At 60.3% G+C, this 23,125-nt stretch carries 25 protein-coding genes and 1 pseudogene; 16 read left to right on the top strand and 10 right to left on the bottom strand.

The features are described 5' to 3' along the window. From BBF94_RS15395 to BBF94_RS15370, 6 genes are all read left to right on the top strand, one after another. Window positions 1-834: an alpha/beta fold hydrolase gene (locus BBF94_RS15395; RefSeq protein ID WP_065259844.1), complete on the top strand. Its 834-nt coding sequence runs from the start codon at window positions 1-3 to the stop codon at window positions 832-834. Further along, window positions 831-2,312, top strand: coding sequence for an aldehyde dehydrogenase (locus BBF94_RS15390; protein ID WP_065259843.1), 1,482 nt, complete (start codon window positions 831-833; stop codon window positions 2,310-2,312). The genes BBF94_RS15395 and BBF94_RS15390 overlap by 4 nt, the downstream gene beginning before the upstream one ends. Before the next feature lie 12 nt (window positions 2,313-2,324). Further along, window positions 2,325-2,810 carry a flavin reductase family protein gene (locus BBF94_RS15385; protein WP_065259842.1) on the top strand — a complete coding sequence of 162 codons (486 nt, stop codon included), beginning with the start codon at window positions 2,325-2,327 and terminating at the stop codon, window positions 2,808-2,810. 133 nt (window positions 2,811-2,943) lie between these two features. Next, a complete protein-coding gene (locus BBF94_RS15380) occupies window positions 2,944-3,333 on the top strand; it encodes a carboxymuconolactone decarboxylase family protein (protein ID WP_065259878.1) in 390 nt (129 codons plus the stop codon). A 58-nt stretch (window positions 3,334-3,391) separates the two neighbouring features. Then, window positions 3,392-4,144, top strand: a complete 753-nt coding sequence (locus tag BBF94_RS15375) for a GntR family transcriptional regulator (RefSeq protein ID WP_065259841.1) — start codon at window positions 3,392-3,394, stop codon at window positions 4,142-4,144. 1 nt (window position 4,145) lies between these two features. Then, complete coding sequence (locus BBF94_RS15370; RefSeq protein ID WP_065259840.1) at window positions 4,146-4,709, top strand: NUDIX hydrolase; 564 nt, start codon at window positions 4,146-4,148, stop codon at window positions 4,707-4,709. A gap of 124 nt (window positions 4,710-4,833) precedes the next feature. On the opposite strand, the gene BBF94_RS15365 is transcribed toward BBF94_RS15370, so the two are convergent. Then, window positions 4,834-5,130 carry a DUF1330 domain-containing protein gene (locus BBF94_RS15365; protein WP_065259839.1) on the bottom strand — a complete coding sequence of 99 codons (297 nt, stop codon included), beginning with the start codon at window positions 5,128-5,130 and terminating at the stop codon, window positions 4,834-4,836. Between the two features lie 65 nt (window positions 5,131-5,195). Between BBF94_RS15365 and ribBA the strand changes: the two genes are divergently transcribed. The 5 genes from ribBA to BBF94_RS15340 all read left to right on the top strand — a co-directional run bounded on the left by ribBA (window position 5,196) and on the right by BBF94_RS15340 (window position 10,430). Further along, entirely contained in the window at window positions 5,196-6,305 is a 1,110-nt protein-coding gene (gene ribBA, locus BBF94_RS15360; protein WP_065259838.1) for a bifunctional 3,4-dihydroxy-2-butanone-4-phosphate synthase/GTP cyclohydrolase II, read from the top strand. 167 nt (window positions 6,306-6,472) lie between these two features. Then, window positions 6,473-7,498, top strand: a complete 1,026-nt coding sequence (locus tag BBF94_RS15355; RefSeq protein WP_065259837.1) for an ABC transporter substrate-binding protein — start codon at window positions 6,473-6,475, stop codon at window positions 7,496-7,498. Next, window positions 7,495-8,442 carry an ABC transporter permease gene (locus tag BBF94_RS15350; protein ID WP_065259836.1) on the top strand — a complete coding sequence of 316 codons (948 nt, stop codon included), beginning with the start codon at window positions 7,495-7,497 and terminating at the stop codon, window positions 8,440-8,442. The genes BBF94_RS15355 and BBF94_RS15350 overlap by 4 nt, the downstream gene beginning before the upstream one ends. A gap of 6 nt (window positions 8,443-8,448) precedes the next feature. Further along, window positions 8,449-9,258: an ABC transporter permease gene (locus BBF94_RS15345; protein WP_065259835.1), complete on the top strand. Its 810-nt coding sequence runs from the start codon at window positions 8,449-8,451 to the stop codon at window positions 9,256-9,258. A gap of 17 nt (window positions 9,259-9,275) precedes the next feature. After that, entirely contained in the window at window positions 9,276-10,430 is a 1,155-nt protein-coding gene (locus BBF94_RS15340) for an ABC transporter ATP-binding protein (RefSeq protein WP_065259834.1), read from the top strand. Between the two features lie 212 nt (window positions 10,431-10,642). Here the strand turns inward: BBF94_RS15340 and map are convergent, their stop codons facing one another. Both map and BBF94_RS15330 read right to left on the bottom strand, forming a co-directional pair. Then, complete coding sequence (gene map / locus BBF94_RS15335) at window positions 10,643-11,434, bottom strand: type I methionyl aminopeptidase (protein ID WP_065259833.1); 792 nt, start codon at window positions 11,432-11,434, stop codon at window positions 10,643-10,645. After that, window positions 11,431-11,691, bottom strand: a complete 261-nt coding sequence (locus tag BBF94_RS15330) for a ParD-like family protein (protein ID WP_065259832.1) — start codon at window positions 11,689-11,691, stop codon at window positions 11,431-11,433. Before BBF94_RS15330 ends, map begins: the two co-directional genes overlap by 4 nt. Before the next feature lie 295 nt (window positions 11,692-11,986). Between BBF94_RS15330 and BBF94_RS15325 the strand changes: the two genes are divergently transcribed. The 3 genes from BBF94_RS15325 to BBF94_RS15315 all read left to right on the top strand — a co-directional run bounded on the left by BBF94_RS15325 (window position 11,987) and on the right by BBF94_RS15315 (window position 15,733). Next, window positions 11,987-12,922, top strand: coding sequence for a Ppx/GppA family phosphatase (locus BBF94_RS15325; RefSeq protein WP_065259831.1), 936 nt, complete (start codon window positions 11,987-11,989; stop codon window positions 12,920-12,922). A gap of 259 nt (window positions 12,923-13,181) precedes the next feature. Next, complete coding sequence (locus BBF94_RS15320) at window positions 13,182-14,558, top strand: pyridoxal-phosphate dependent enzyme (RefSeq protein WP_065259830.1); 1,377 nt, start codon at window positions 13,182-13,184, stop codon at window positions 14,556-14,558. After that, window positions 14,555-15,733, top strand: a complete 1,179-nt coding sequence (locus BBF94_RS15315) for a cystathionine gamma-synthase (RefSeq protein ID WP_065259829.1) — start codon at window positions 14,555-14,557, stop codon at window positions 15,731-15,733. Before BBF94_RS15320 ends, BBF94_RS15315 begins: the two co-directional genes overlap by 4 nt. A gap of 561 nt (window positions 15,734-16,294) precedes the next feature. On the opposite strand, the gene BBF94_RS27995 is transcribed toward BBF94_RS15315, so the two are convergent. After that, the gene (locus BBF94_RS27995) at window positions 16,295-16,741 is read right to left on the bottom strand and encodes a hypothetical protein (RefSeq protein WP_176704464.1); all 447 of its coding nucleotides are present in this window, start codon (window positions 16,739-16,741) and stop codon (window positions 16,295-16,297) included. Between the two features lie 327 nt (window positions 16,742-17,068). On the opposite strand from BBF94_RS27995, the gene BBF94_RS15300 reads away from it, so the two are divergent. Then, window positions 17,069-17,383, top strand: coding sequence for a hypothetical protein (locus BBF94_RS15300; RefSeq protein ID WP_065259826.1), 315 nt, complete (start codon window positions 17,069-17,071; stop codon window positions 17,381-17,383). An 8-nt stretch (window positions 17,384-17,391) separates the two neighbouring features. Here the strand turns inward: BBF94_RS15300 and BBF94_RS15295 are convergent, their stop codons facing one another. After that, window positions 17,392-19,011 (bottom strand): ATP-binding response regulator, encoded by a 1,620-nt coding sequence (locus BBF94_RS15295; protein ID WP_065259825.1) that lies wholly within the window; start codon window positions 19,009-19,011, stop codon window positions 17,392-17,394. Window positions 19,012-19,124: 113 nt separating this feature from the next. On the opposite strand from BBF94_RS15295, the pseudogene BBF94_RS15290 reads away from it, so the two are divergent. Next, window positions 19,125-19,729, top strand: a pseudogene (locus tag BBF94_RS15290) (LuxR C-terminal-related transcriptional regulator). A 6-nt stretch (window positions 19,730-19,735) separates the two neighbouring features. Here the strand turns inward: BBF94_RS15290 and BBF94_RS15285 are convergent. From BBF94_RS15285 to BBF94_RS15265, 5 genes are read right to left on the bottom strand one after another with little or no spacing between them, the layout of a single operon-like run. After that, the gene (locus BBF94_RS15285; protein WP_065259824.1) at window positions 19,736-19,900 is read right to left on the bottom strand and encodes a rubredoxin; all 165 of its coding nucleotides are present in this window, start codon (window positions 19,898-19,900) and stop codon (window positions 19,736-19,738) included. Between the two features lie 17 nt (window positions 19,901-19,917). Then, window positions 19,918-20,256 carry a hypothetical protein gene (locus BBF94_RS15280; RefSeq protein WP_082302414.1) on the bottom strand — a complete coding sequence of 113 codons (339 nt, stop codon included), beginning with the start codon at window positions 20,254-20,256 and terminating at the stop codon, window positions 19,918-19,920. A 14-nt stretch (window positions 20,257-20,270) separates the two neighbouring features. Further along, window positions 20,271-20,984 (bottom strand): hypothetical protein, encoded by a 714-nt coding sequence (locus BBF94_RS15275; RefSeq protein ID WP_225875058.1) that lies wholly within the window; start codon window positions 20,982-20,984, stop codon window positions 20,271-20,273. Window positions 20,985-21,011: 27 nt separating this feature from the next. Further along, window positions 21,012-21,734, bottom strand: a complete 723-nt coding sequence (locus tag BBF94_RS15270; protein ID WP_065259822.1) for a hypothetical protein — start codon at window positions 21,732-21,734, stop codon at window positions 21,012-21,014. A gap of 28 nt (window positions 21,735-21,762) precedes the next feature. Continuing rightward, the gene (locus BBF94_RS15265) at window positions 21,763-23,088 is read right to left on the bottom strand and encodes a saccharopine dehydrogenase C-terminal domain-containing protein (protein WP_065259821.1); all 1,326 of its coding nucleotides are present in this window, start codon (window positions 23,086-23,088) and stop codon (window positions 21,763-21,765) included. Between the last annotated feature and the right edge of the window lie 37 nt (window positions 23,089-23,125).

Genomic DNA, 23,125 nt, shown 5'->3' with positions numbered 1-23,125 from the left:
ATGATTCGGCATACCGCTGAACTCACCCCGGCCGGCACCAGTTATCTGGCGACCGGCCAGGGCCACCCCGTGGTGTTGATCCACGGCGTGGGCCTGAACAAAGAAATGTGGGGCGGCCAGATCGTTGGCCTGGCCGCGCAATACCGGGTGATCGCCTATGACATGCTCGGGCACGGCGCCAGTCCGCGACCGGCCAGCGGCACCACCCTGCTCGGTTATGCCGATCAGTTGCTGGAACTGCTCGACCACCTGCAATTGCCGCTGGCATCGGTGATCGGTTTTTCCATGGGCGGTCTGGTGGCGCGGGCGTTTGCCCTGCATTTTCCGCAGCGCCTGAAAAGCCTGGTAGTGCTCAACAGCGTGTTCAACCGCAGCGAAGAACAGCGCGCCGGGGTCATTGCCCGCACCGCGCAAGCGGCCGAACACGGGCCGGACGCAAATGCCGAAGCGGCGCTGTCGCGCTGGTTCAGCCGTGAATATCAGGCGGCCAACCCGGCGCAGATCGCCGCGATCCGCCAGACCCTCGCCGGCAATGACCCGCAGGGTTACCTGACCACTTATGAATTGTTCGCCACCCAGGACATGTACCGCGCCGACGATCTGGGCAGCATTCAGGCGCCGACGCTGATCGCCACCGGCGAGCTGGACCCCGGATCGACCCCGGAAATGGCCGCGCAGCTGGCGGCACGCATTCCCGGGGCGAAGGTTGCCGTGCTGCCCGAACAACGGCATATGATGCCGGTAGAGTCGCCGCGACTGGTCAATCAACTGCTGCTGGAATTTCTCGAAACCGCACACGCCCGACAAAATCATATAAAGGGGATCGTTGCATGACACTCGCACGCTTCCAGATGTGCATCGGCGGAGAATGGGTCGACGCCCTCTCCGGCAAGACCTTCGAAAGCCTTAACCCGGCGCTGGCCGAGCCTTGGGCCGAACTGCCAGACGCCGATGAGGCCGACGTCGAACGCGCCGTGCAAGCCGCGCAGACCGCCTTCGACAGCCCGGCATGGCGCGGCCTGACCGCCACCGCGCGCGGCAAACTGTTGCGTCGTCTCGGTGACCTGATCGCCGAAAACAAGGAACAACTGGCGCAACTGGAAAGCCGCGACAACGGCAAACTGATTCGTGAGACCCGTGGTCAGGTCGGTTATCTGCCGGAGTTTTTCCACTACACCGCCGGCCTTGCCGACAAGCTCGAAGGCGGCACCCTGCCGCTGGACAAGCCCGATCTGTTTGCCTACACCGTGCACGAAGCCATGGGTGTGGTGGCGGCGATCATTCCGTGGAACAGCCCGCTTTATCTGACCGCGATCAAACTGGCGCCAGCGCTGGCAGCGGGCAACACCATCGTGATCAAACCCTCCGAACACGCCTCGGCGACCATTCTGGAGCTGGCGCGCCTGGCCCTAGAAGCCGGGATTCCGCCGGGGGTGGTCAACGTCGTCACCGGCTACGGTCCGAGCACCGGTGCCGCCCTCACCTGTCACCCGCTTGTCCGCAAGATCGCCTTTACCGGCGGCGCCGCCACGGCCCGGCATGTGGTGCGCAGCAGCGCCGAGAATTTCGCCAAGCTGTCGCTGGAACTGGGTGGCAAGTCGCCGAACATCATCTTTGCCGATGCGGATCTCGACAGCGCAATCAATGGCGCCATCGCCGGGATCTACGCGGCGTCCGGGCAGAGCTGCGTGTCCGGTTCGCGACTGCTGGTGCAGGACGACATCTACGACGAATTCGTCAGCCGACTGGTGGAACGCGCCCAACGCATCCGCATCGGCAACCCGCAGGACGACAACAGCGAAATGGGCCCGATGGCCACCGCGCAGCAACTGGCGGTAGTCGAAGGTCTGGTGGCCGATGCCATTGCTGAAGGTGCACGCCTGCGTCTGGGCGGCAAGCGTCCGAGCGGCGTGGGCGACGGTTGGTTTTACGAGCCGACGCTGTTCGAATGCGACCGTAATTCGATGAAGATCATGCAGGAAGAAGTCTTCGGCCCTGTGGCCTCGGTGATCCGGTTCAAGGACGAAGCCGAGGCCCTGGCGATTGCCAACGACTCGCAATTCGGCCTCGCCGCCGGCATCTGGACCCGCGACCTGGGCCGCGCCCACCGTCTGGCCCGGGACGTGCGCTCGGGGATCATCTGGGTCAATACCTACCGCGCAGTGTCGGCAATGGCGCCGATCGGCGGCTTCAAGAACAGTGGCTATGGACGCGAAAGCGGCATCGATTCGGTGCTGGCCTACACCGAACTGAAAACGGTGTGGATCAATCTTTCTCAGGCACCAATGCCTGATCCGTTTGTGATGCGCTAGGAGTCCTGCGACATGATCGAACCCGGCATTTACAAAGACGTCATGGGCTCGTTTCCGTCCGGGGTCACGGTGGTGACCACCCTCGACCCTGACGGCGGCATCGTCGGCATCACTGCCAGCGCCTTCAGTGCGCTGTCGATTGATCCGGCGCTGGTGCTGTTCTGCCCCAACTACGCTTCCGACACTTACCCGGTGCTGCGCGACAGCAAGCGTTTCGCGATCCATTTGCTGTCCGCCGACCAGACCGCCGAAGCCTACGCCTTTGCCGGCAAAGGCAAGGACAAGGCCAACGGCATCGACTGGCATTTGAGCGAGCTCGGCAATCCGATCCTCGCCAGGGCCACGGCGATCATCGAGTGCGAACTGTGGCGCGAATACGACGGCGGCGACCACGCGATCATCGTCGGCGCGGTGAAGAACCTGATCCTGCCGGAGCAGCCAGTGACGCCGATGATCTATCACAAGGGCAAGCTTGGCGCGTTGCCGAGCCTGACTTGAGAAAATAATGCAAAACCCTGTGGGAGCGAGCTTGCTCGCGAAGGCGTAGTGTCAGTCGACATCAATGTTGCAGGAACTGACGCTATCGCGAGCAAGCTCGCTCCCACAGGGAATGGTGGTGTGAGGGGTAATGATGAATAACGAGAAGTACGAAAAGGGCCTGAAGATCCGCACCCAGGTGCTCGGCGAAGCCTACGTGCAGCGCTCGATCGAGAACGCCGACGACTTCACCCGTCCGTTGCAGGAAATGGTCACCGAATACTGCTGGGGCCATGTCTGGGGACGCGAAGGTCTGTCGCTCAAGGAACGCAGCATGATCAACCTGGCGATGATCTCGGCGCTCAACCGTCCGCACGAACTGAAACTGCATGTGCGCGGCGCCTTGCGTAACGGCCTGAGTCGTGAGCAAATACGCGAAATTCTGCTTCAGGTCGGTATTTATTGCGGCGTCCCGGCAGCCGTGGACAGTTTCCGGCTCGCCCGCGAAGCCTTCGCCGAAGCCGACGCCGAGGCCTCCAGTTAACCCCTCGGCTGTTTGAATGCCCGTCTGGCATGGACAGCCAACTTAAAGAGCGGACCCCATGAAACGCCTGCCACTCGACGACAGCTTCAAGGTCAATCGCAACCCCGTCACCCTGCGCGAAATCGTGCTGGATAAACTGCGAAGCGCCATCATGAACTTCCAGCTGCTGCCGGGCGATCGCCTGGTGGAGCGCGATCTGTGCGACCGCCTGGGCGTCAGCCGTACATCGGTGCGTGAAGCCTTGCGTCACCTGGAATCCGAAGGTCTGGTGGAGTTCGCCGACGCCAAGGGCCCCCGCGTGGCGATCATCACCCTTGCCGATGCGGTCGACATTTATGAACTGCGTTGCGTGCTCGAAGGCCTGATCGTTCAGCTGTTCACCCTGCGCGCCAAAGCCAAGGACATCAAGGCCCTGGAAAAAGCCCTCGACGAGAACCGCAAGGCGCTCAAGGATGGCGAGCTGCAACAGGTGATCGATTCGGTGCAGGGTTTCTACGATGTGCTGCTCGAAGGCTCGGGCAACCATGTGGCGGCCACTCAGTTGCGTCAGTTGCAGGCGCGCATCAGCTACTTGCGAGCGACATCGGTGTCCCAGGAAAACCGTCGCGGCGCGAGCAACCAGGAAATGGAAAAAATGGTCGAGGCGATCAAGAGCGGCGATCCGCTGGCGGCGCACCAGGCATGTGTCGATCACGTGCGCGCTGCGGCTGCCGTCGCGCTCGACTATCTCAAGCGCAAGCAGGAAGAGACCGGCGCCACGCCGGAAATCACCCTGTCCATCGCGCTGAAAGAACCACGCATGGGTCACTGACATGTTCAGCCCGAGCTATTGCCCGAAATGCGGTGGTGCCGACCTCGGTCAGCAGGTGCCGCCGGGCGATACGCACGAGCGCCTGATGTGTCGCGGTTGCGGCTACATCCACTATGTGAACCCGAAAATCATCGCCGGCTGCATCATCGAGCAGGACGGCAAATACCTCTTGTGCCAACGGGCGATCCCCCCGCGCCCGGGCACCTGGACCCTGCCCGCCGGTTTCATGGAAAGCGGCGAAACCACCGAACAGGCCGCCCTGCGCGAAGTATGGGAGGAAAGCGGCGTGCGCGCGGAAATCGTCTCGCCGTATTCGATCTTCAGCGTGCCGAAGATCAGCGAGGTCTACATCATCTTCCGCGCCCTCGCACTGGAGATCACCGGCCAGTACGGCACGGAAACGCAGGACTGCAAATTCTTCGCCCCTGAAGACATTCCCTGGGAGCAGATCTATTACCCGGCGATCCGGCAGATCCTCGAACGCTACATCGAGGAACGCCAGGCCGGGGTGTATGGCATGTACATGGGCAATGACGACAGCGGTAAGATTCATTTCATGCGTTGAAGACCCCATGCCCACTTGTGGGAGCGAGCCTGCTCGCGAAAGCGGTCGTTCATTCAACATTTGCATCGACTGATAAGTCGCCTTCGCGAGCAGGCTCGCTCCCACAGGGGTGTGGTGGTGTCTCTTAAAGTGGCGGCACGCCCTCAACAATAACGATCTCCGCCCTCGCCCACTCCTCGCGGTAACTCTTCGCTTCCTGATACGCCGCCGAGTGGTAGCACGCCACCGCCTGTTCATAGCTGTCGAACTCGATCACCACGCTGCGCTGCGGCGTCGTCCGGCCTTCCATCGCTTCGCTGCGCCCGCCTCTGGCCAGAAATCTTGCACCAAATTCTGCGAACGCTTCCGGCGCGCGCTGGGTGTATTGGCTGTAGTGATCGGCATCGGTGATGTCCACATGAGCAATCCAGTACGCCTTCATAGTGACCTCTCGGTTTAATTTGTATTATGGTATACCACAAATTTCACCCACATCGAGAGTCCAGCATGGCCTTCAACAGCATCGAAGAAATCATCGAAGATTATCGCCTCGGCAAAATGGTGCTGTTGGTCGATGACGAAGACCGGGAAAACGAAGGCGATCTGCTGCTGGCCGCCGACCGTTGCACCCCCGAGGCGATCAGTTTCATGGCCCGTGAGGCGCGGGGGCTGATTTGCCTGACGTTGACCGACGACCATTGCCAGCGCCTCGGGCTTGAGCAGATGGTGCCGAGCAATGGCAGCGTGTTCAGTACCGCGTTCACGGTTTCCATCGAAGCGGCGGTCGGTGTTACTACGGGCATTTCCGCTGCCGACCGCGCTTGTACGGTGGCCGCAGCGGTGGCGCCCAATGCTTGCGCAGAAGACCTGGTGCAGCCCGGCCATATCTTTCCGCTGCGGGCCAAGGAAGGTGGCGTGTTGACCCGCGCCGGCCACACCGAGGCCGGTTGCGATCTGGCACGGCTGGCGGGTTTCACGCCCGCCTCGGTGATCGTCGAGGTGATGAACGACGACGGCACCATGGCCCGCCGCCCGGATCTGGAAGTATTCGCACGCAAGCACGGAATCAAGATCGGCACCATCGCCGACCTGATCCACTATCGCCTGAGCACTGAACACACCATCGAGCGCATCGGCGAACGGGAGTTGCCGACGGTGCATGGCACGTTCCGCTTGATCACATTCGAAGATCGTATCGAGGGCGGCGTGCACATGGCGATGGTCATGGGCGAATTGCGGCGCGAGGATCCGACGCTGGTGCGCGTGCATGTAATCGATCCGCTGCGGGATCTGGTCGGCGCCGAGTACAGCGGACCGACGAACTGGACATTGTGGGCGGCGCTGCAACGGGTCGCGGCCGAAGGGCATGGCGTGGTCGTGGTGCTGGCCAATCATGAGTCGTCGCAAGCGTTGCTGGAGCGGGTGCCGCAACTGACTCAGCCGCCACGGCAGTTCAGCCGCTCGCAATCGCGGATCTATTCGGAGGTCGGCACCGGGGCGCAGATTCTGCAGAACCTCGGCGTCGGCAAGCTGCGCCACTTGGGGCCGCCGCTGAAATATGCCGGGTTGACTGGCTACGATCTTGAGGTAGTCGAAAGCATTCCGTTCACCGAATAACCCCGCTTGCCAGATAGCCGGTAAGGCAAAGTGCTTGCACAAAGTTTGGAATACCATAATATGATATTCCATAGACCGGACGACCTGAAAAACCGTCCAGCTACTGCTCCCGACAGGCGGGCAACAACGCAAGGCCCGCTCAAAAACACAACAATGAGGGCGTAAAAATGGTGTTGAACAAAGCTGCAACCGCGATCTTTCTTGCGGGACTGCTGAGCGTGACCGGCCAGGCCGCGATGGCCGCCGAGAGTGTGAACTTTGTCAGCTGGGGCGGTAGCACCCAGGATGCGCAGAAACAGGCCTGGGCCGATCCGTTCAGCAAGGCCAGCGGCATCACCGTCGTGCAGGACGGCCCGACCGACTACGGCAAACTCAAAGCCATGGTCGAAAGCGGCAACGTGCAATGGGACGTGGTCGACGTCGAAGCCGACTTCGCCCTGCGCGCCGCCTCCGAAGGCCTGCTCGAACCCCTCGATTTCAAGCAGATTCAGCGCGACAAGATCGACCCGCGTTTCGTCAGCGACTACGGCGTCGGCTCGTTCTTCTTCTCCTTCGTCCTCGGCTACAACGAGGGCAAACTCGGCGCCAGCAAGCCCCAGGACTGGAGCGCACTGTTCGACACCAAGACCTACCCCGGCAAACGCGCCCTGTACAAATGGCCGAGCCCCGGCGTGCTCGAACTGGCCCTGCTCGCCGACGGCGTGCCGGCCGACAAGCTCTACCCACTGGACCTGGATCGCGCCTTCAAGAAACTCGACACCATCAAGAGAGACATCGTCTGGTGGGGCGGCGGCGCGCAGTCGCAGCAACTGCTGGCCTCCGGTGAAGCGAGCATGGGCCAGTTCTGGAACGGTCGGATTCACGCCTTGCAGGAAGACGGCGCCCCGGTTGGCGTGAGCTGGAAACAGAACCTGGTCATGGCTGACATTCTGGTGGTGCCAAAGGGCTCGAAAAACAAGGACGCGGCGATGAAGTTCCTGGCCAGCGCCAGCAGTGCCAAAGGCCAGGCGGATTTCTCCAACCTGACCGCCTACGCCCCGGTCAACGTCGACAGTGTGCAGCGTCTGGACTCGACGCTGGCCCCGAACCTGCCGACTGCCTATGCCAAGGATCAGATCACTCTTGATTTCGCGTACTGGGCCAAGAACGGCCAGGCCATCGCGACACGGTGGAACGAATGGCTGGTCAAATGAAAATGGCGGCCACCGCGTCCCGTCCTTCCACTGCCACCGGGAGCGCCGCAAGCGCTGCCGGGTCGGCCGCCGGAAAAAAGGCCAGTGCCATGGCGCCAGCCCCGTCCCTCAAGCAACGCTGGCGCGGCGCCGGCAACCTAGCGCCGGCCCTGTTGTTTATCGGCTTGTTCTTTCTGGCGCCGTTGATTGGTCTGCTGTTGCGCGGAGTGCTGGAGCCCGTGCCGGGTCTTGGCAACTACGAACAACTCTTCGCCAACTCGGCGTATGCGCGGGTGCTGTTCAACACCTTTTCGGTGGCGGGACTGGTGACGGTGTTCAGCCTGTTGCTCGGCTTTCCATTGGCGTGGGCGATCACGCTGGTGCCGCGCGGCTGGGGCCGCTGGATCCTCAATATCGTGCTGCTGTCGATGTGGACCAGCCTCCTCGCCCGCACCTACTCCTGGCTGGTGCTGTTGCAGGCCTCGGGCGTCATCAATAAAGCCTTGATGGCGCTGGGCATCATCGATCAACCGCTGGAAATGGTGCACAACCTCACCGGCGTGGTGATCGGCATGAGCTACATCATGATCCCGTTCATCGTGCTGCCGTTGCAGGCAACCATGCAGGCCATCGACCCGATGATCCTGCAGGCCGGCTCGATCTGTGGCGCCAGTCCGTGGACCAACTTCTTCCGGGTGTTCCTGCCGCTGTGCCGGCCGGGTCTGGCATCCGGCGGGTTGATGGTATTCGTGATGTCGCTCGGTTACTACGTCACCCCGGCGCTGCTGGGCGGGGCGCAGAACATGATGCTGCCGGAGTTCATCATTCAGCAGGTGCAATCGTTCCTCAACTGGGGCCTGGCCAGCGCCGGCGCCGCGTTGCTGATCGTCATCACCCTGGTGCTGTTCTACTTCTACCTGAAGCTTCAGCCGGAATCCCCGGTTGGCGCCAGTAACGCGAGGTAAGCCGACATGCTCCTGACACCCAATGCCATGAGCCGCCGGATGCGCTTCGGCCTGTATTTCACCACCGGGTTGATCGCACTGTTTCTGTTGCTGCCGATCGTATTCATCGTGCTGCTGTCGTTCGGTTCGTCCCAGTGGCTGGTGTTCCCGCCGCCGGGCTGGACGCTGAAATGGTACGGCCAGTTCTTCTCCAACGCCGATTGGATGAACGCGGCGGCGGCCAGCCTGAAAGTCGCGGTACTGACCACGATCTGCGCCGTGGCCCTCAGCTTGCCGACTGCCTTTGCGCTGGTGCGCGGGCGCTTTCCCGGCCGGGAAATGCTCTACGGCCTGTTCACCCTGCCGATGATCGTGCCGCTGGTGATCATCGCCGTGGCGGTGTACGCGCTGTTTCTCAAGCTTGGCTACACCGGAACGATGTTCGCCTTCGTGGTCAGCCATGTGATCGTCGCGCTGCCGTTCACCATCATCTCGATCATCAACTCGCTGAAGCTGTTCGATCAGTCGATTGAAGACGCGGCGGTGATCTGCGGCGCCTCGCGCCTGCAAGCAGTGTTCAAGGTGACGTTTCCGGCGATTCGCCCGGGGATGGTGGCCGGCGCCCTCTTCGCCTTCCTGGTTTCGTGGGACGAAGTAGTGCTCAGCGTGATGATGGCCAGCCCGACCCTGCAAACCCTTCCCGTGAAAATGTGGACCACCCTGCGCCAGGACCTGACGCCCGTGATCGCCGTCGCTTCGACGCTGCTGATCGGCCTGTCGGTATTGGTCATGGTGATCGCCGCCGCTCTGCGCCGGCGCAATGAAATCAGCGCCTGAGCGCCCAGGAGTACGACATGAGTGCCGTGATCAAAGACGCCTCCCAGCAGAACGACAAACCTCTGGTCAGCCTGCGCAACCTGAACAAGCACTACGGCGATTTCGCCGCCGTGGACAACATCTCGCTGGACATCAAGGACGGCGAATTCCTGACCTTCCTCGGCTCCAGCGGCTCGGGAAAAAGCACCACGCTGTCGATGCTCGCCGGCTTCGAAACCCCGAGCAGCGGCGAGATTCTGGTCAACGGCCAATCGCTGGTGAATGTGCCGCCGCACAAGCGTGACATCGGCATGGTGTTCCAGCGTTACTCGCTGTTCCCGCATCTGTCGGTGCGCGACAACATCGCGTTCCCGCTGACGATCCGCAAACTCGCTGCCGCCGAACGCGACAAACGTGTCGATGCGATGCTGAAACTGGTGCAGCTGGAGCAGTTCGCCCATCGCCGCCCTTCACAATTGTCCGGCGGTCAGCAGCAACGAGTCGCCATTGCTCGCGCACTGGTCTACGAGCCTCGCATTCTGTTGATGGACGAACCCCTCGGGGCGCTGGACAAAAAGTTGCGCGAAGACTTGCAGGACGAGTTGCGCCAGTTGCACCGACGCCTCGGCATCACCATCGTCTACGTGACCCACGATCAGGAAGAAGCCATGCGCCTGTCCCAGCGCATCGCGATTTTCAGTCACGGCAAGATTGTCGGGCTCGGCAGCGGTTATGACCTGTACCAAAATCCGCCGAATGCGTTTGTGGCGTCATTCCTTGGCAATTCGAACTTTCTCAGGCTCAAGGCGCAGGGTAACGGGGCGGCGAGTTTTGAGGGGCAATCGCTGTCGATCCGGCTTACCGCTGGATTGCAGAGCGGGCAGGATATTTTGCTGATGGTGCGCCCGGAAAAAGCCCTGGCGTTGAGTGTGCAGCAAGCAGCCAGCGAGCCGTTGACGGCAGGCTGGAACGAGGTTTCGGCGAAGGTGGTCGAGGTGCTGTTTCTGGGTGAGAGCCAGACCTGCAGTGTGGTGACATCGGGCGGGACTTCGATGACGGTGAAGGCGTTGTCGGCGGCGGGAATGCCGCTGAAGGCTGGCGATCCGGTGCGGGTGCGCTGGGCGACGGCGGATGCTTGCGTTTATACCGAGTGGGCCGAAAGCGATCTGAACAAAGCGGCGGGTGCTCATTAAGAGCGCGTCGCCTGCCCGCCCTCACCCCAGCCCTCTCCCGGAGGGAGAGGGAGCCGATCGGGGGATATTGAAGACATACGCCGACCTGAACTAACTGCGTTGAATCCATAATCAACACAGTCTTTCAGGTCGATGTAGAGCGCAAGACAACTCGGTCAGTCCCCTCTCCCTCTGGGAGAGGGTTAGGGTGAGGGGAAACAGGTGACTCGGTATCAACTGATCGGCGCAAACCCCTCAATCTCATCGGGCCAAACCGTCAACACCTCAAACCCGTCCTCCGTCACCGCCACCATGTGTTCCCACTGCGCCGACAGCGAGCCGTCCTTGGTCAGCACGGTCCAGCCATCCGGCATGTTCTTCACATGGCGCTTGCCAGCGTTGAGCATCGGCTCAATGGTGAAGATCATCCCTGCCTTCAGTTTCAGGCCCTGATTCGGGTAACCGTAATGCAGCACCTGCGGCTCATCGTGATAGACCTTGCCGATCCCGTGTCCGCAGTACTCGCGCACCACACTGAAACCTTCACGTTCCGCCAGGCTCTGGATCGCATGACCGATGTCACCCAGGGTGGCGCCCGGACGTACGACGCGAATGCCGGCGCACATGGCCTCGTAGGTGGTCTTGATCAGGTGCTGTGCCTCGGGCGAGGCCTGGCCGACCACGTACATGCGGCTGGTGTCACCGAACCAGCCATCCTTGATCACGGCGATGTCGAGGTTGAGGATGTCGCCATCCTTCAGTGGTGTCCCCGTAGGGATGCCGTGACAGACCACGTCGTTGACCGACGCGCAGACGGTTTTCGGGAAGCCGTGATAACCGACGTTGGCCGGAATCGCCTTCTGCACATTGACGATGTAGTCGTTGCACAAGCGGTCCAGCTGATCCGTGGTAACGCCAGCCTTGACGTGCGGCACCAGCATCGCCAGCACCTCGGCGGCCAATTGCCCGGCCACGCGGGATTGGGCGATCTCGGCCCGGGTGTTGATCCTGATCGGGTTTCTCATGCCTTGGCTGCCTCTTGAACCGGGTTGTTCTGCGCGGCATCGGCCAGGGCACAGATTTGTTGCAGATCCAGACCACCCGCTTGCTCGGCGCGAATCAGCAAGCGGCAGATGGCGTGGTGATCGAGGTCGGGATACAGCTCGGCGAGCATGCCGATGCGCATCCAGTGCTCGGCCTGCGCGTTGATCGAGCGGCTCAGTGCATTACTGGAGATGCGCAGATTCTCGTGCATGTCCTCTGAAATCTTTACGATGCCCATGGCAAAATCCGATATGGAATATATATAGAACGTATACTAATCGGACATTTCTTCGAATTGCAAATTTCGCTGACGAGTCAAATCGCAGGCAAAAAAAAGCTGCCAGAGTTGGCAGCCAAATCATGAAAAGCACGCGATGTATTGAGCGCAAGTATGGACACCCGATAATGACAGTGTCGTGACAGCGCCAAATTCATTGAACCGCCCTCCCCGCGTCATCAGGTTGTCATCGAAGCCATTGCAGAATCCTCGCAAACCGCCCGGGCCTGGGGCGGTGGATTTTGCAAGGACTCCCATGAAAGAAGACGCCTCGCTGTTTGCTGCCATCGATCTCGGGTCAAATGCGTTTCGCATGATGATCGGTCAGTCAGTCCGCAGCAGAAAGGGCTTCATGATTCAGGAAGTGAAAACCTTGCGTGAGCCGGTACGCCTGGCTGAAGGATTCGATGGCCGTGTACTCGACGAAATGGCGCTGGATCGCGGTTGGCAGGCTCTGGCGCGGTTCGGCAAAAAGCTGCGCGGTTTCGAGCCGGGTCGCGTGCGGGCAGTGGCCACCAGCGCCGTGCGCGAGGCCGACAACGCGCAATTGTTTCTCGGCAGTGCGGAGCGGCATCTGGGCTTTCGCATTGATGTGATTTCCGGACACGAAGAAGCGCGTCTGGTCTACGCCGGTGTGGCCCACACCTTGCCGGTCGCCGATGACATGCGTCTGGTGGTCGACATTGGCGGCGGCTCCACCGAGCTGATTCTCGGCCAGGGTTCGCAACCGTTGCTGACCGAAAGTATTGCCATCGGCAGTGGCAGCCTGAGCGCGCGTTACTTTCGCAACGGCGAGCTCTCCCCGGGCGCCCTGCAAGAAGCCGAGCGAGTCGCCATCCTGCAATTCGAAAAGGTCGCCCGCCGCTATCGCGCCCAGGGCTGGCAGCAGACCATCGGCTCTTCGGGCACGGCGCGGATGCTGGCCAAAGTGCTCAAGGCCAATCGCCTGAACGACTTCGGTCAGGGCGGCATCACCTACGCTGGCCTGCTGCGGCTGTCGCTGCGCCTGCTGGAAGTCAGCAATGTGCGGCAACTGAAACTCGCCGCCCTGCAGCCCCATCGCCAGAGCATCCTGCCCGGTGGTCTGGTGGTCATGCTTGCCGCCTTCAAGGTGTTCGGCATCGCACAGATGGAGCCATCGGAACCCGGTTTGAGACTGGGTGTCCTGCATGGACTGATGAGCAACCACTGATCGGTTTTCACTGCCGGATATTCGTCGCCGGATCAAGCTTTCCACAACGTCGAAGACGCCCTTTGAATACTCGATGACGCCTCTGTGTAAACCTCGATAAATCGCTCCCTTCCCCTCTCTGATTTCGTTCTATGGTTAGATCGAAATGGCTGAACTGCACGCTGACTAATGGTTGCGACAGTTGATGTCTGCGCCTATGTTGCACGCGAGCTTTTCCCCCGCGAATGGAACGCGATCAACACCACAAAGAGGTGAAGAAATGTCAAAGGAATCACGCCCTGCCGTACTTGGGCTGATCGGCAATACTCCGCTGGTACAAGTCACCCGCTTCGATACCGGTTTGTGCACCCTGTTCCTCAAACTCGAATCCCAAAACCCCGGAGGCTCGATCAAGGATCGTATCGGCCTGGCAATGATCGACGCCGCCGAGCGCGACGGTCGTCTGCAACCCGGTGGCACCATCGTTGAGGCCACGGCCGGCAACACCGGTCTGGGCCTGGCATTGGTAGGCCGCGCCAAGGGCTACCGCGTCGTGCTGGTGGTGCCAGACAAGATGTCAACGGAAAAAGTCCTGCACCTCAAGGCCATGGGCGCCGAAGTGCACATCACCCGTTCCGATGTCGGCAAGGGTCACCCCGAGTACTATCAGGACGTGGCCGCCCGTCTGGCGAAAGACATTCCCGGCGCGTTCTTCGCCGACCAGTTCAACAACCCCGCCAACCCGCTAGCCCACGAATGCAGCACCGCGCCGGAAATCTGGGCGCAGACCGAGCATGACCTGGACGCCATCGTGGTCGGCGTCGGTTCCGCCGGCACGCTGACCGGCCTGACCCGTTTCTTCAAACGCGTACAACCGGACCTCGAGATGGTACTGGCCGACCCGGTCGGTTCGGTCATGGCCGAATACAGCCGCAGCAAGCACCTCGGCACTGCCGGTTCGTGGGCGGTGGAAGGCATCGGCGAGGACTTCATTCCCTCGATCACCGACCTGTCGAGCGTGCGCAGCGCCTACTCCATCAGCGACGAAGAAAGCTTCGATCACGCTCGCCAGTTGCTGCGCTCCGAAGGCATTCTCGGTGGCTCGTCCACCGGCACCCTGCTCGCCGCCGCGCTGCGTTACTGCCGTGAACAGACCGTACCGAAACGTGTGGTCAGTTTTGTCTGCGACACCGGCACCCGCTATCTGTCGAAGGTCTACAACGACCAGTGGATGACCGACCAGGGCCTGTTGCAACGCAAACGCTATGGCGACCTGCGTGACCTGATCGCCCGACGTTTCGAAGACGGCAAAGTGGTCAGCGTCGGCCCGGACGACACCCTGATGACCGCGTTCCAGCGCATGCGCCTGGCGGATGTATCGCAACTGCCAGTGTTGGTGGATGGCAAACGACTGGTCGGTGTGATCGACGAATCGGACATTCTGGTGCGTGTTCACGAAGATGCCACGCTGTTCAGCAAACCCGTCGCCAGCGCGATGACGGACAAACTGCAAACCCTCGCCCCCGCCGCGACCCTGGCTGAACTGGAAGCCGTGCTCAGCAGCGGTCTGGTGGCGATCATCGCCGACACTTCCGGCTTCCACGGCCTGATCACCCGCGTCGACATGCTCAACCAACTACGGAGATCCCTTGCATGAGTCAGCACGACAAGAACGCCCGCCCGCAGGGTTTCGCCACTCGCGTGATCCACGCCGGGCAGACGCCGGACCCGACCACTGGCGCGTTGATGCCGCCGATCTACGCCAACTCCACGTACCTGCAAGACAGCCCCGGCGTGCACAAGGGCTTCGACTACGGCCGCTCGCACAACCCGACGCGTTTTGCCCTGGAGCGCTGCGTGGCGGATCTGGAGGGCGGCACCCGGGCCTTCGCGTTTGCTTCCGGGCTGGCGACGATTTCCACCGTGCTCGAACTGATCGATGCCGGTTCGCACATCGTCTCCGGCAATGATCTGTACGGCGGCACTTTCCGTCTGTTCGACAAAGTGCGCCAGCGCAGCGCCGGGCATCGTTTCAGCTACGTCGATCTGGCCGACTTGTCGGCGTTCGAGGCCTCGCTGCGGGACGACACGCGCATGGTCATGGTCGAAACGCCGACCAACCCGCTGCTGAGTCTGTCCGACCTCGCCGCCATCGCGCGCATCTGCAAGGCCCGCGGGATCATCTGCGTGGCCGACAACACCTTCGCCAGCCCGTGGATCCAGCGTCCGCTGGAGCTGGGCTTCGACATTGTGCTGCACTCGACCACCAAGTACCTGAACGGTCACTCCGACGTGATCGGCGGCATCGCGGTGGTTGGCGACAACCCTGAACTCGCCGAGCGCCTGGGCTTTCTGCAAAACGCCGTTGGCGCCATCAGCGGGCCGTTCGACGCCTTCCTCACCCTGCGCGGTGTGAAGACCCTGGCGCTGCGCATGGAACGCCATTGCAGCAACGCGCTGGAGCTGGCGCGCTGGCTGGAGCAACAACCGCAGGTCAGACGCGTCTACTACCCGGGCCTGGAATCCCATCCGCAGCATGAACTGGCCAAGCGTCAGATGCGCGGTTTCGGCGGGATGATTTCTCTGGATCTGAACAGTGATCTGGCAGGCGCCCGGCGCTTCCTGGAGAACGTGCAGATTTTCGCCCTGGCCGAAAGTCTCGGCGGTGTGGAAAGCCTGATCGAGCACCCGGCAATCATGACCCACGCGACCATCCCGGCCGAAACCCGCGCCAAACTCGGCATCGGTGACAGCCTGGTGCGCCTGTCGGTGGGCGTCGAGGATATCGAGGATCTGCGAGCGGACCTGGCACAGGCTTTGGCCAGCATCTGATCCGCAGAAACGTCAAAGCCCGCACGAAGCGGGCTTTGGTGTTCGAGTAGGCGGCCAGTGCTGGTCTCTGGCTTACGAGGTTTCTCAGGACTCCCACAGTACAGGCAATGTGCTCTGCTGCTTCACACGGCATAAGGGCTGGAACCCAGCGCGGGGTTCTTTCTAACCGTGTACCCTTCGGAACGCGCCCAACGCTTCCTCGCTATCCGCTTGCGCATCAGTCTGCGTCTTCGCCTACATGCTTGAGCCTAGCAAACCCATCGCTGCGCGCTACGCGGTTTTTAGACTGATTATTTTCTAGCGCTCACCTGCAAGGAAGTGAACCGACTATCGCTTTCGCGCTCCCGGGATCTGCCTCCCGATCGGGGCGAACTATACTTTTTCGGTTAGCTGTTCAGGTTTCATGCAAAACGTCGACACCCGCGCGCCTCGCAGCGCGCCCGTGCCAATCGCCAATCTGGTTAACCCCGGGCCAACGAGCCACACCGTCAACCGACGGCGAATGCTCGGATGCTTTGTGGCTGATGGGTCGTGGAGAAAATCATGAAACACAAACTTTGGTCAGGCATGCTCCTGGCGGTTGCGGCAACGGTGGTGGTAATGCCTGAAGTCTGGGCAGCGCAGGCGCAGGCTGTGGCGTCTGACGGGGCGGATCATGTGGGTGCAGGGTCGGTTGCCTCGGATGGTTCGGATCACGTCGGTGCCGGCGCTGTCGCTTCCGACGGGGCTGATCATGTTGGCGCTGGTGCAGTCGCCTCTGACGGTGCCGATCACGTCGGTGCCGGGGCCGTCGCCTCTGATGGGTCCGACCATGTGGGGGCCGGGACAGTCGCCTCTGATGGTGCCGATCATGTAGGCGCTGATGCTGTCGCCTCTGATGGTGCCGACCATGTAGGCGCTGGTGCTGTCGCCTCTGATGGTGCCGACCATGTAGGCGCTGGTGCTGTCGCCTCTGATGGTGCCGACCATGTGGGCGCTGGTGCAGTCGCTTCCGATGGGGCCGATCATGCCGGTGCCGGCGCTGTTGCCGCCGACGGCGCAGACAAGGTGGACGCCAGACGACTGGCCTACTCTCGCCGTGGCGTGGGTTCCGACCAGGTAGCCTCCGCGCTCATGACCGGCAGCTATTCAGACCAGTTCAACAGTCCGCAATAAAGCCTCGTGGTGCGGTGCAGTCACCCATTGGCTGCGCCGCACTAGCACATTTGTGCTAATCGACCACCCTGTTCCCTGGCGTTATATTCCCTTGCAACCCCGACACGCCCCAACATTGCCGCTGCGCAGTGCGCGGGATCGTTGTGCCTGGAAGAACAACAACACCAAGGAAGCAACACCATGAACCTTTACCTCAACTTCGCCAGAATCACGGTGCTCGGTGCCCTGCTTATCGGCGCCACCGGTTGCCAGACCGCCAAGCCCACCGAAGACAGCATGCGCGAACGGGCCCAGACCGTCATTGGTCAGCCGGTCAGCAAAATCGCCAATGTCCGCAACGACAGCACGCTCACCTACTACACCGCCTACACCGCTGCCGGCGAATACAATTGTGAGCTGCCCAGCGGGGCGATCGTCGCAGTCGCCAGCATGGGCATCATGTCGCCCCCACTGACCTGCCTGCCAAAAGGCGCATCGCCGATTCCGGGCCGCTGATCCGGCTGCTAAACACTGACACTTTCGGTGTGCCGGTCGCGCAGCGCACGCAAGGTCGAGCGCAGCTCGGCCGGGCGCACCGGCTTGGACAAAATGGCAATCTGGCGGTCATGCAGGGCCGCCTGGATTTTTTCGATGTCATGCCCGGTGATGATCATGGCCGGCACCGCAAAACCCCGCTGACGACGAACTTCATCGATGCACTCGATACCAGTGCTGTGCTGACCGAGGTCATAGTCGGCGACGATGATGTCGCAGTCGGTGACCAGCCCCTGCCCCGTCAGTTCAGCCTGCACGACGCAGCCCCAGCGCTCCAGCAACGCCGAGGTCGCCAGCAGCACGTTGCGATCATCCTCTACCAGACACACTTTCAATCCCGTCAGCAGGCCGGCCTGACGAACCTCGTCGCGACTGACCGGTAACTGCGGCGCCGCCCGTGACAAGCCCTGCAGCGTCACCGCCGTCCCGTGCCCCAGCCGCGAGCGAATCAGCACATCGACGCCGATCATCTGCCCCAGCCGCTTGACGATCGACAGGCCCAACCCCACACCTTCAACGTCCTTGTCGCGCAATTGACGAACCCGATAAAACTCCTCGAAAACCCTGGGCAGATGCTCCTCGGCAATGCCGCTGCCACGGTCATAGATCACGATGGCCAACCCCGCCCCCCTTCTACGAACGCCCACCAGCACCGGCCGCTGCGCGCCATATTTGAAGCAGTTGGACAGCACGTTCTGCACCATGGTCGCCAGCAGGGCCGGATCGCTGCGCACCCAATGCTCGCAACGGTGCAGACGCAGATCCACCCCGGCCCAACGGGCGGCTTCGGCGTTCTGGCGAATCAGATCCGTCAGCCATTGTCCCAGCTCCAGCGTTTGCATCCGGGGTTGAACCCGGCCGTTATCGAGGGTGTACAGATCGAGGATCGAGCGAAAAAGCTGCGACACGTTGAGCAACGACCGGTCAATGTTGTCCACCAGCCGCCGTTCGTCCTCGCCCAGCCGCGACTCGCGAAGACACGCGGTAAACAGTCCGATGGAATGGATCGGCTGGCGCAGATCATGACTGGCCTGGGCCAGGAATCGCGACTTCTCCAGATTCGCCGCAATCGCCTCTTCGGAAGCCTTGCGCGTGCGCTCCAGCAACAGGTGTGCATACACCGGAATCACCGTGCTGGTGATCATCAGCATCACCACCATGAACGGCTGCGCCTGCCAGTACGGCGTCAGCCGATAGACCGCCAGCAGCGCCAGCAAGGCCAGTACCGTGGCTATCGCCAGATAGCGCGAGCCGTAGCGCATGCCGTTGCCAAGGTTGACCCAGACCATGACGGCATAGATAGGAAGCGCCGCTTCACCCCCCACCACGAGCCCGAAACTGGTGCCGGTGTAATCATGGACCATGCCGAAAATCCGCCGCGCCGGATAATGCCCCGGCCAACGCACGATGGCCTGACGCAGCCCGACTGAGGCCAGCAGAAACAGGGCAATGTAAGTGACCACCGGCAGGTAGGTATCGAAGCGCTGACCTGGCAGGAAACCGAGCACTGCCATGTAAACCAGCGCAATACTGGCGATGATGATGCGCAGATTGGCCTGGTCGAGCTCGGTGTTCTTTTCGAACTTCATGGGGAACGTCCTTGTGCGGCAATCGTCAGATTCAGCAGGAGCCGACAGGCAACGCCTTCGCCGGGTGCTAAGGTGCACGCCGTGAGAACAGTCGACCCAGGGAGGGTTGCGCCATGACATGCCGAATCATCATAGCCGACGATCATCCGCTGTTTCGCGAAGCGATGGTGCGTACGGTCCAGCGTTTGTTGCCGGAGGCCGTGATCGAAGAGGCCGGCGACCTGGAGGCAGTGCTCGCGTTGCTGCCATTTGGCGATGAGCCCGACACCCTGATTCTGGATCTGCGGTTCCCCGGCCTGACCTGCGTCAGCCAGCTCGGCGAATTGCGGCGACGCCTGCCGCGCACGACGCTGATCGCCGTATCGATGGTGGATGACGAGGCGCTGATCGGCGAGGTCATGGCCGCCGGAATCGATGGTTTCATCGGCAAGAACATCGCCCCCGACGAGATCGGCGAGACGATCCTGGCGATCCGCGAAGGCGAGGTGCTGGTCAAATACACGCCTTCCGGTCTTCTGCCGCTGGAAACCGGCACCGCCCTCACCCCGCGTCAGCAAGAGGTGTTAAGGCTGATCGCCCAAGGCAAGACCAACAAGGAAATCGCCCGTGAACTGGACATTTCGCCGTTCACGTGCGGATTCATGTGTCGTCTTTGCTGCGTACCTTGAACGTACCGTCACGAGCCGCAGCGGCGGTGAAGTACAGTGGGGCGGGCTGACAGCCGTTATTCGAAATCCTCCTTGGGCATCTGACAATCGGGGCACAGCCAATCGTCATGCACGTCCTCCCAGGGGGTACCCGCCGCGATCCCGTTCTGCGGATCGCCCACCGCCGGATCGTACTCATATCCACATACCGTGCAGGTCTTGATAGCGTCTTGCGTCGACATAAACAATCTCCTTTTGCTTAAAGTGCCACGGTTGAAATCAGCCCTGCCGCGCCAAGTATGAAACCGATCAACGCTCCCCGCTCCGGCAATTCGCGAAGCATCGCGTAGATGACGATCGGTTCCAGCACCAGCAGCAACGTCAGGGAAGCGACCGTCACGACCCAGATATTGCCTGTCCCCTGGTAGCCCAGCCAATACGCCAGAATCAGGCTGATGCCGGCGATGCAGATCAGGAACATGGGCTTGAAGAACATGGACGGCGTTTCCATGACCCGACCCGGGAGTTTCGAGGCGTAAACCTCGCTGTAGATCGTCAGGATCTCGCCAAAGACCATCAGCACAAGAGCCACGACGATGTAATATTCCTTCTTCACAGTGACCTCTTTTGCAGTATGGAGAGAATTTCATCAATCACGGCACCACCAACCTCATCGCTTTCAAGCAAAAAGTGTGGCCCGTCGTGATCGAACAGAAACGTGTTTTTGTAAGCCTCCCCCTCGAATCCCGCGATAGCGTTCAACACGTCCTCGGCCTGATGAAGCCTGTCGGCATGGAAGGTCTTCAGGATCTTCACCGCATTGCCGAAATGAATCGCTTCATCGGCGATCAGGTTCTTGATCCAGCTGTTGAAGCCTGAATGACCGAAATCCTGATAGAAGGTGTCCTTCTTGTAGGTCTTGACCGAGACATATTCGTCGTAGGCAAACAGCAGCAACAGATTGAACTCACTCGACAAGATGTCTTCCAGACCTGAAAAGTCGCCGACCCGGTGTTTCAGTGCATTGACCAGTTCAGCTTCCCCCGTACCGAAAACCAGCCGGTTCAGTTCAAAGAAGCCGTCCGCATGGTTGCGTTCATCCGCGTACCAGAAATCCAGGTACTGCACGAAATAAGGCGAAAAATCCCTGCGTTTCGGATAGAGAAAGTTGTAAAGATTTATGGAGTCGTATTCGGAAACGAGGTCGGCCATGAAAAACTCCCTGAACGACGCATCAATGCCCGGATTGACCCACCCGCTGGAACTGATGTCTTCAAAGATCGCCCTGGAACTCCAATTACGCTTTTTCAGAAACGCCGCTTCCATGTCCCACCTTCCTTGTGCCTGACGTTGTCACTCACTGAACTTCTTGATGATTGCCGGAATGATCATGTCCTTGATCTCGTGTTTGGCAATCGGGAAGTCCGGCGCATTGTGATCCAGCACAAAAGTTCCCGTGTAGCTGGGCTTCTCGAAATCGATCTGGAATATCTCGTCCAGAATCGCCGGAATTTCATCCATTCGATGGGGAAACAGCTCTCTGGCTTTCTTTACAAACGAAAAGAAGTGGGTGACTTCATCTTTCTTCGTCTTGCGTATCCAGGCGGATAACTGTTGGGAGTCGAAACGATCATAACTTTCGATACTTCGGTGATAGACATGCGTCGTGATGATCTCGTCGTACGCCAGTGTCACCAGGAGTTTCAGCGGGTCAGCAGCTATCGACTCGATGATACTGAAGTCGGGCTTGCGAAGTTCGACACTCAACGAGACCTCGTCAAAAGGAATGCGGGTATAGGCTGCGTAGATCAGCGCAAACCCATAAGCATGATCGATCTCATCCTTCAGCCAGGGATTGAGCACATCCTGCAGACTCGCGAACACCTGCGGATAGTTCGCTTCCAGATACCAGTACAGACGTCGGGCATCGTATTCAGTGATCACCGAGTCAAAGAAGATCTCTTTCCATTCCTGCCATTGCGAATCTTCCAGTTCTACCGGCGGGAACCTGAAGCCGGACAGAACGGCTGAAGCTTCTGGTGTGGTACGCGTTACCGATCCGATGGACATCGACATACATTCATCCTTGATTTTGACAGTGGGATTACACCAGGAAGCGATTGAACGAGAGGGAATCTGACGCATTTGTCGGACGCCAGTCGATCTGCTGACATACGATCGGCTGCCAATACGTCTCGGCGATGTCGTAAACAAATTTCCAGTCCAGCGCCTCACTTTCCAGTACGCCCGCTTGCGGGTGAGCCTGCGCCCATGCCATTCCTGCAACGATGCTCGACACGACTTGCAGGCTGGTGGCGCTGTTGTGCCGGGCCATGTTCCTCGCTTTGCCGATAGAGAGATTCGACCCCATCCACAGTGACGGGTATTTATCGCTGATCAGAAAAACGCCCAGTTCGTCGATGCCGGAGAGGATGTTTTCTTTCAGCACCTCCTTGGAAAGAACGCGCTCTTCATTTCCGTCAGTCAACAGACTCATCGAGTCCACGGCCTGATCACAAGGGTGATAGGCGTAATAGACGGTAGGCCGGTAGGCATCCCCCAGAGTCAGATACTCGGCGATGGACAACGATTCGTTGTGAGTCAGCAAATAGCCGGTAAAGTCCAGACAGTTCGGCGACCAGCTCTTGACCCTGATCTCACGCCCCTGCTCTTTCAGGGCCAGCGCATAACCGTTCAACGTCGCGCCCTCAGGCACTTGAGTTTCATGACTGCCCCAGCCCATTTCGGCGGGTTGCAGACATTCGGTTATCAAGCCGTCCACAGACCAGGTGCACAGGAAGTGACCCGATGATCGTTCGACATTGGCGAATTGAGTATCACGTTCCGATATCTGTATGACCCGGATACCCAGTTGCCGGGACAATCCTGCCCAGTCCTGTTGCCGGGTGCCGTCAAAAGTGATGCCGTTCAGGGCGGCCATATGCGTCAGTGCCTTTTTTAAAAGCACAGAAATGAAACCGGGATTGGCCCCGTGCGCCACGATCGCGGTAGCGCTTTCACGCGGTCGATCGCTGGAAAAGTACTTCAGACTTTCGCGCAACGAGAAATTGCTCGTCAGATTCAAATCCTGCTCGGCGCTGTACTCCCAAGGTTCTATGCACGTGTCGAGATACAGGGACTGGAAGCTCTGAGCCAGCGCAATCAGCGCCTCACTCGAAACCGACACTGCCAGATTCAGCAGAAACGTGTCTTCATTCAGGTGATGCCCGATCACCTCTTTGAAGTTTCGCGGCGTTATCAATTTTCTGATCAGACATGCCGAATACTCGTCGGCAATCGACTGCCTGACTTCATCGACTGTTTTATCGAAAATAATGATTTCAGCGTCGTATCGCGTAACCAACAAAGGCATCAAAGCCTGGGCAATACTGCCAAAACCGACAATGACGATCCGGTTTATTTTCTTCATGTGTAGAGTCCCTGCCACAATTCCGTTTCCAGTCCTG

Source organism: Pseudomonas bananamidigenes (assembly GCF_001679645.1).
Classification (GTDB): domain Bacteria; phylum Pseudomonadota; class Gammaproteobacteria; order Pseudomonadales; family Pseudomonadaceae; genus Aquipseudomonas; species Aquipseudomonas bananamidigenes.
Note: the sequence above shows the minus strand (reverse complement) of the source record. Positions and strands in the feature narration are given on the sequence as shown.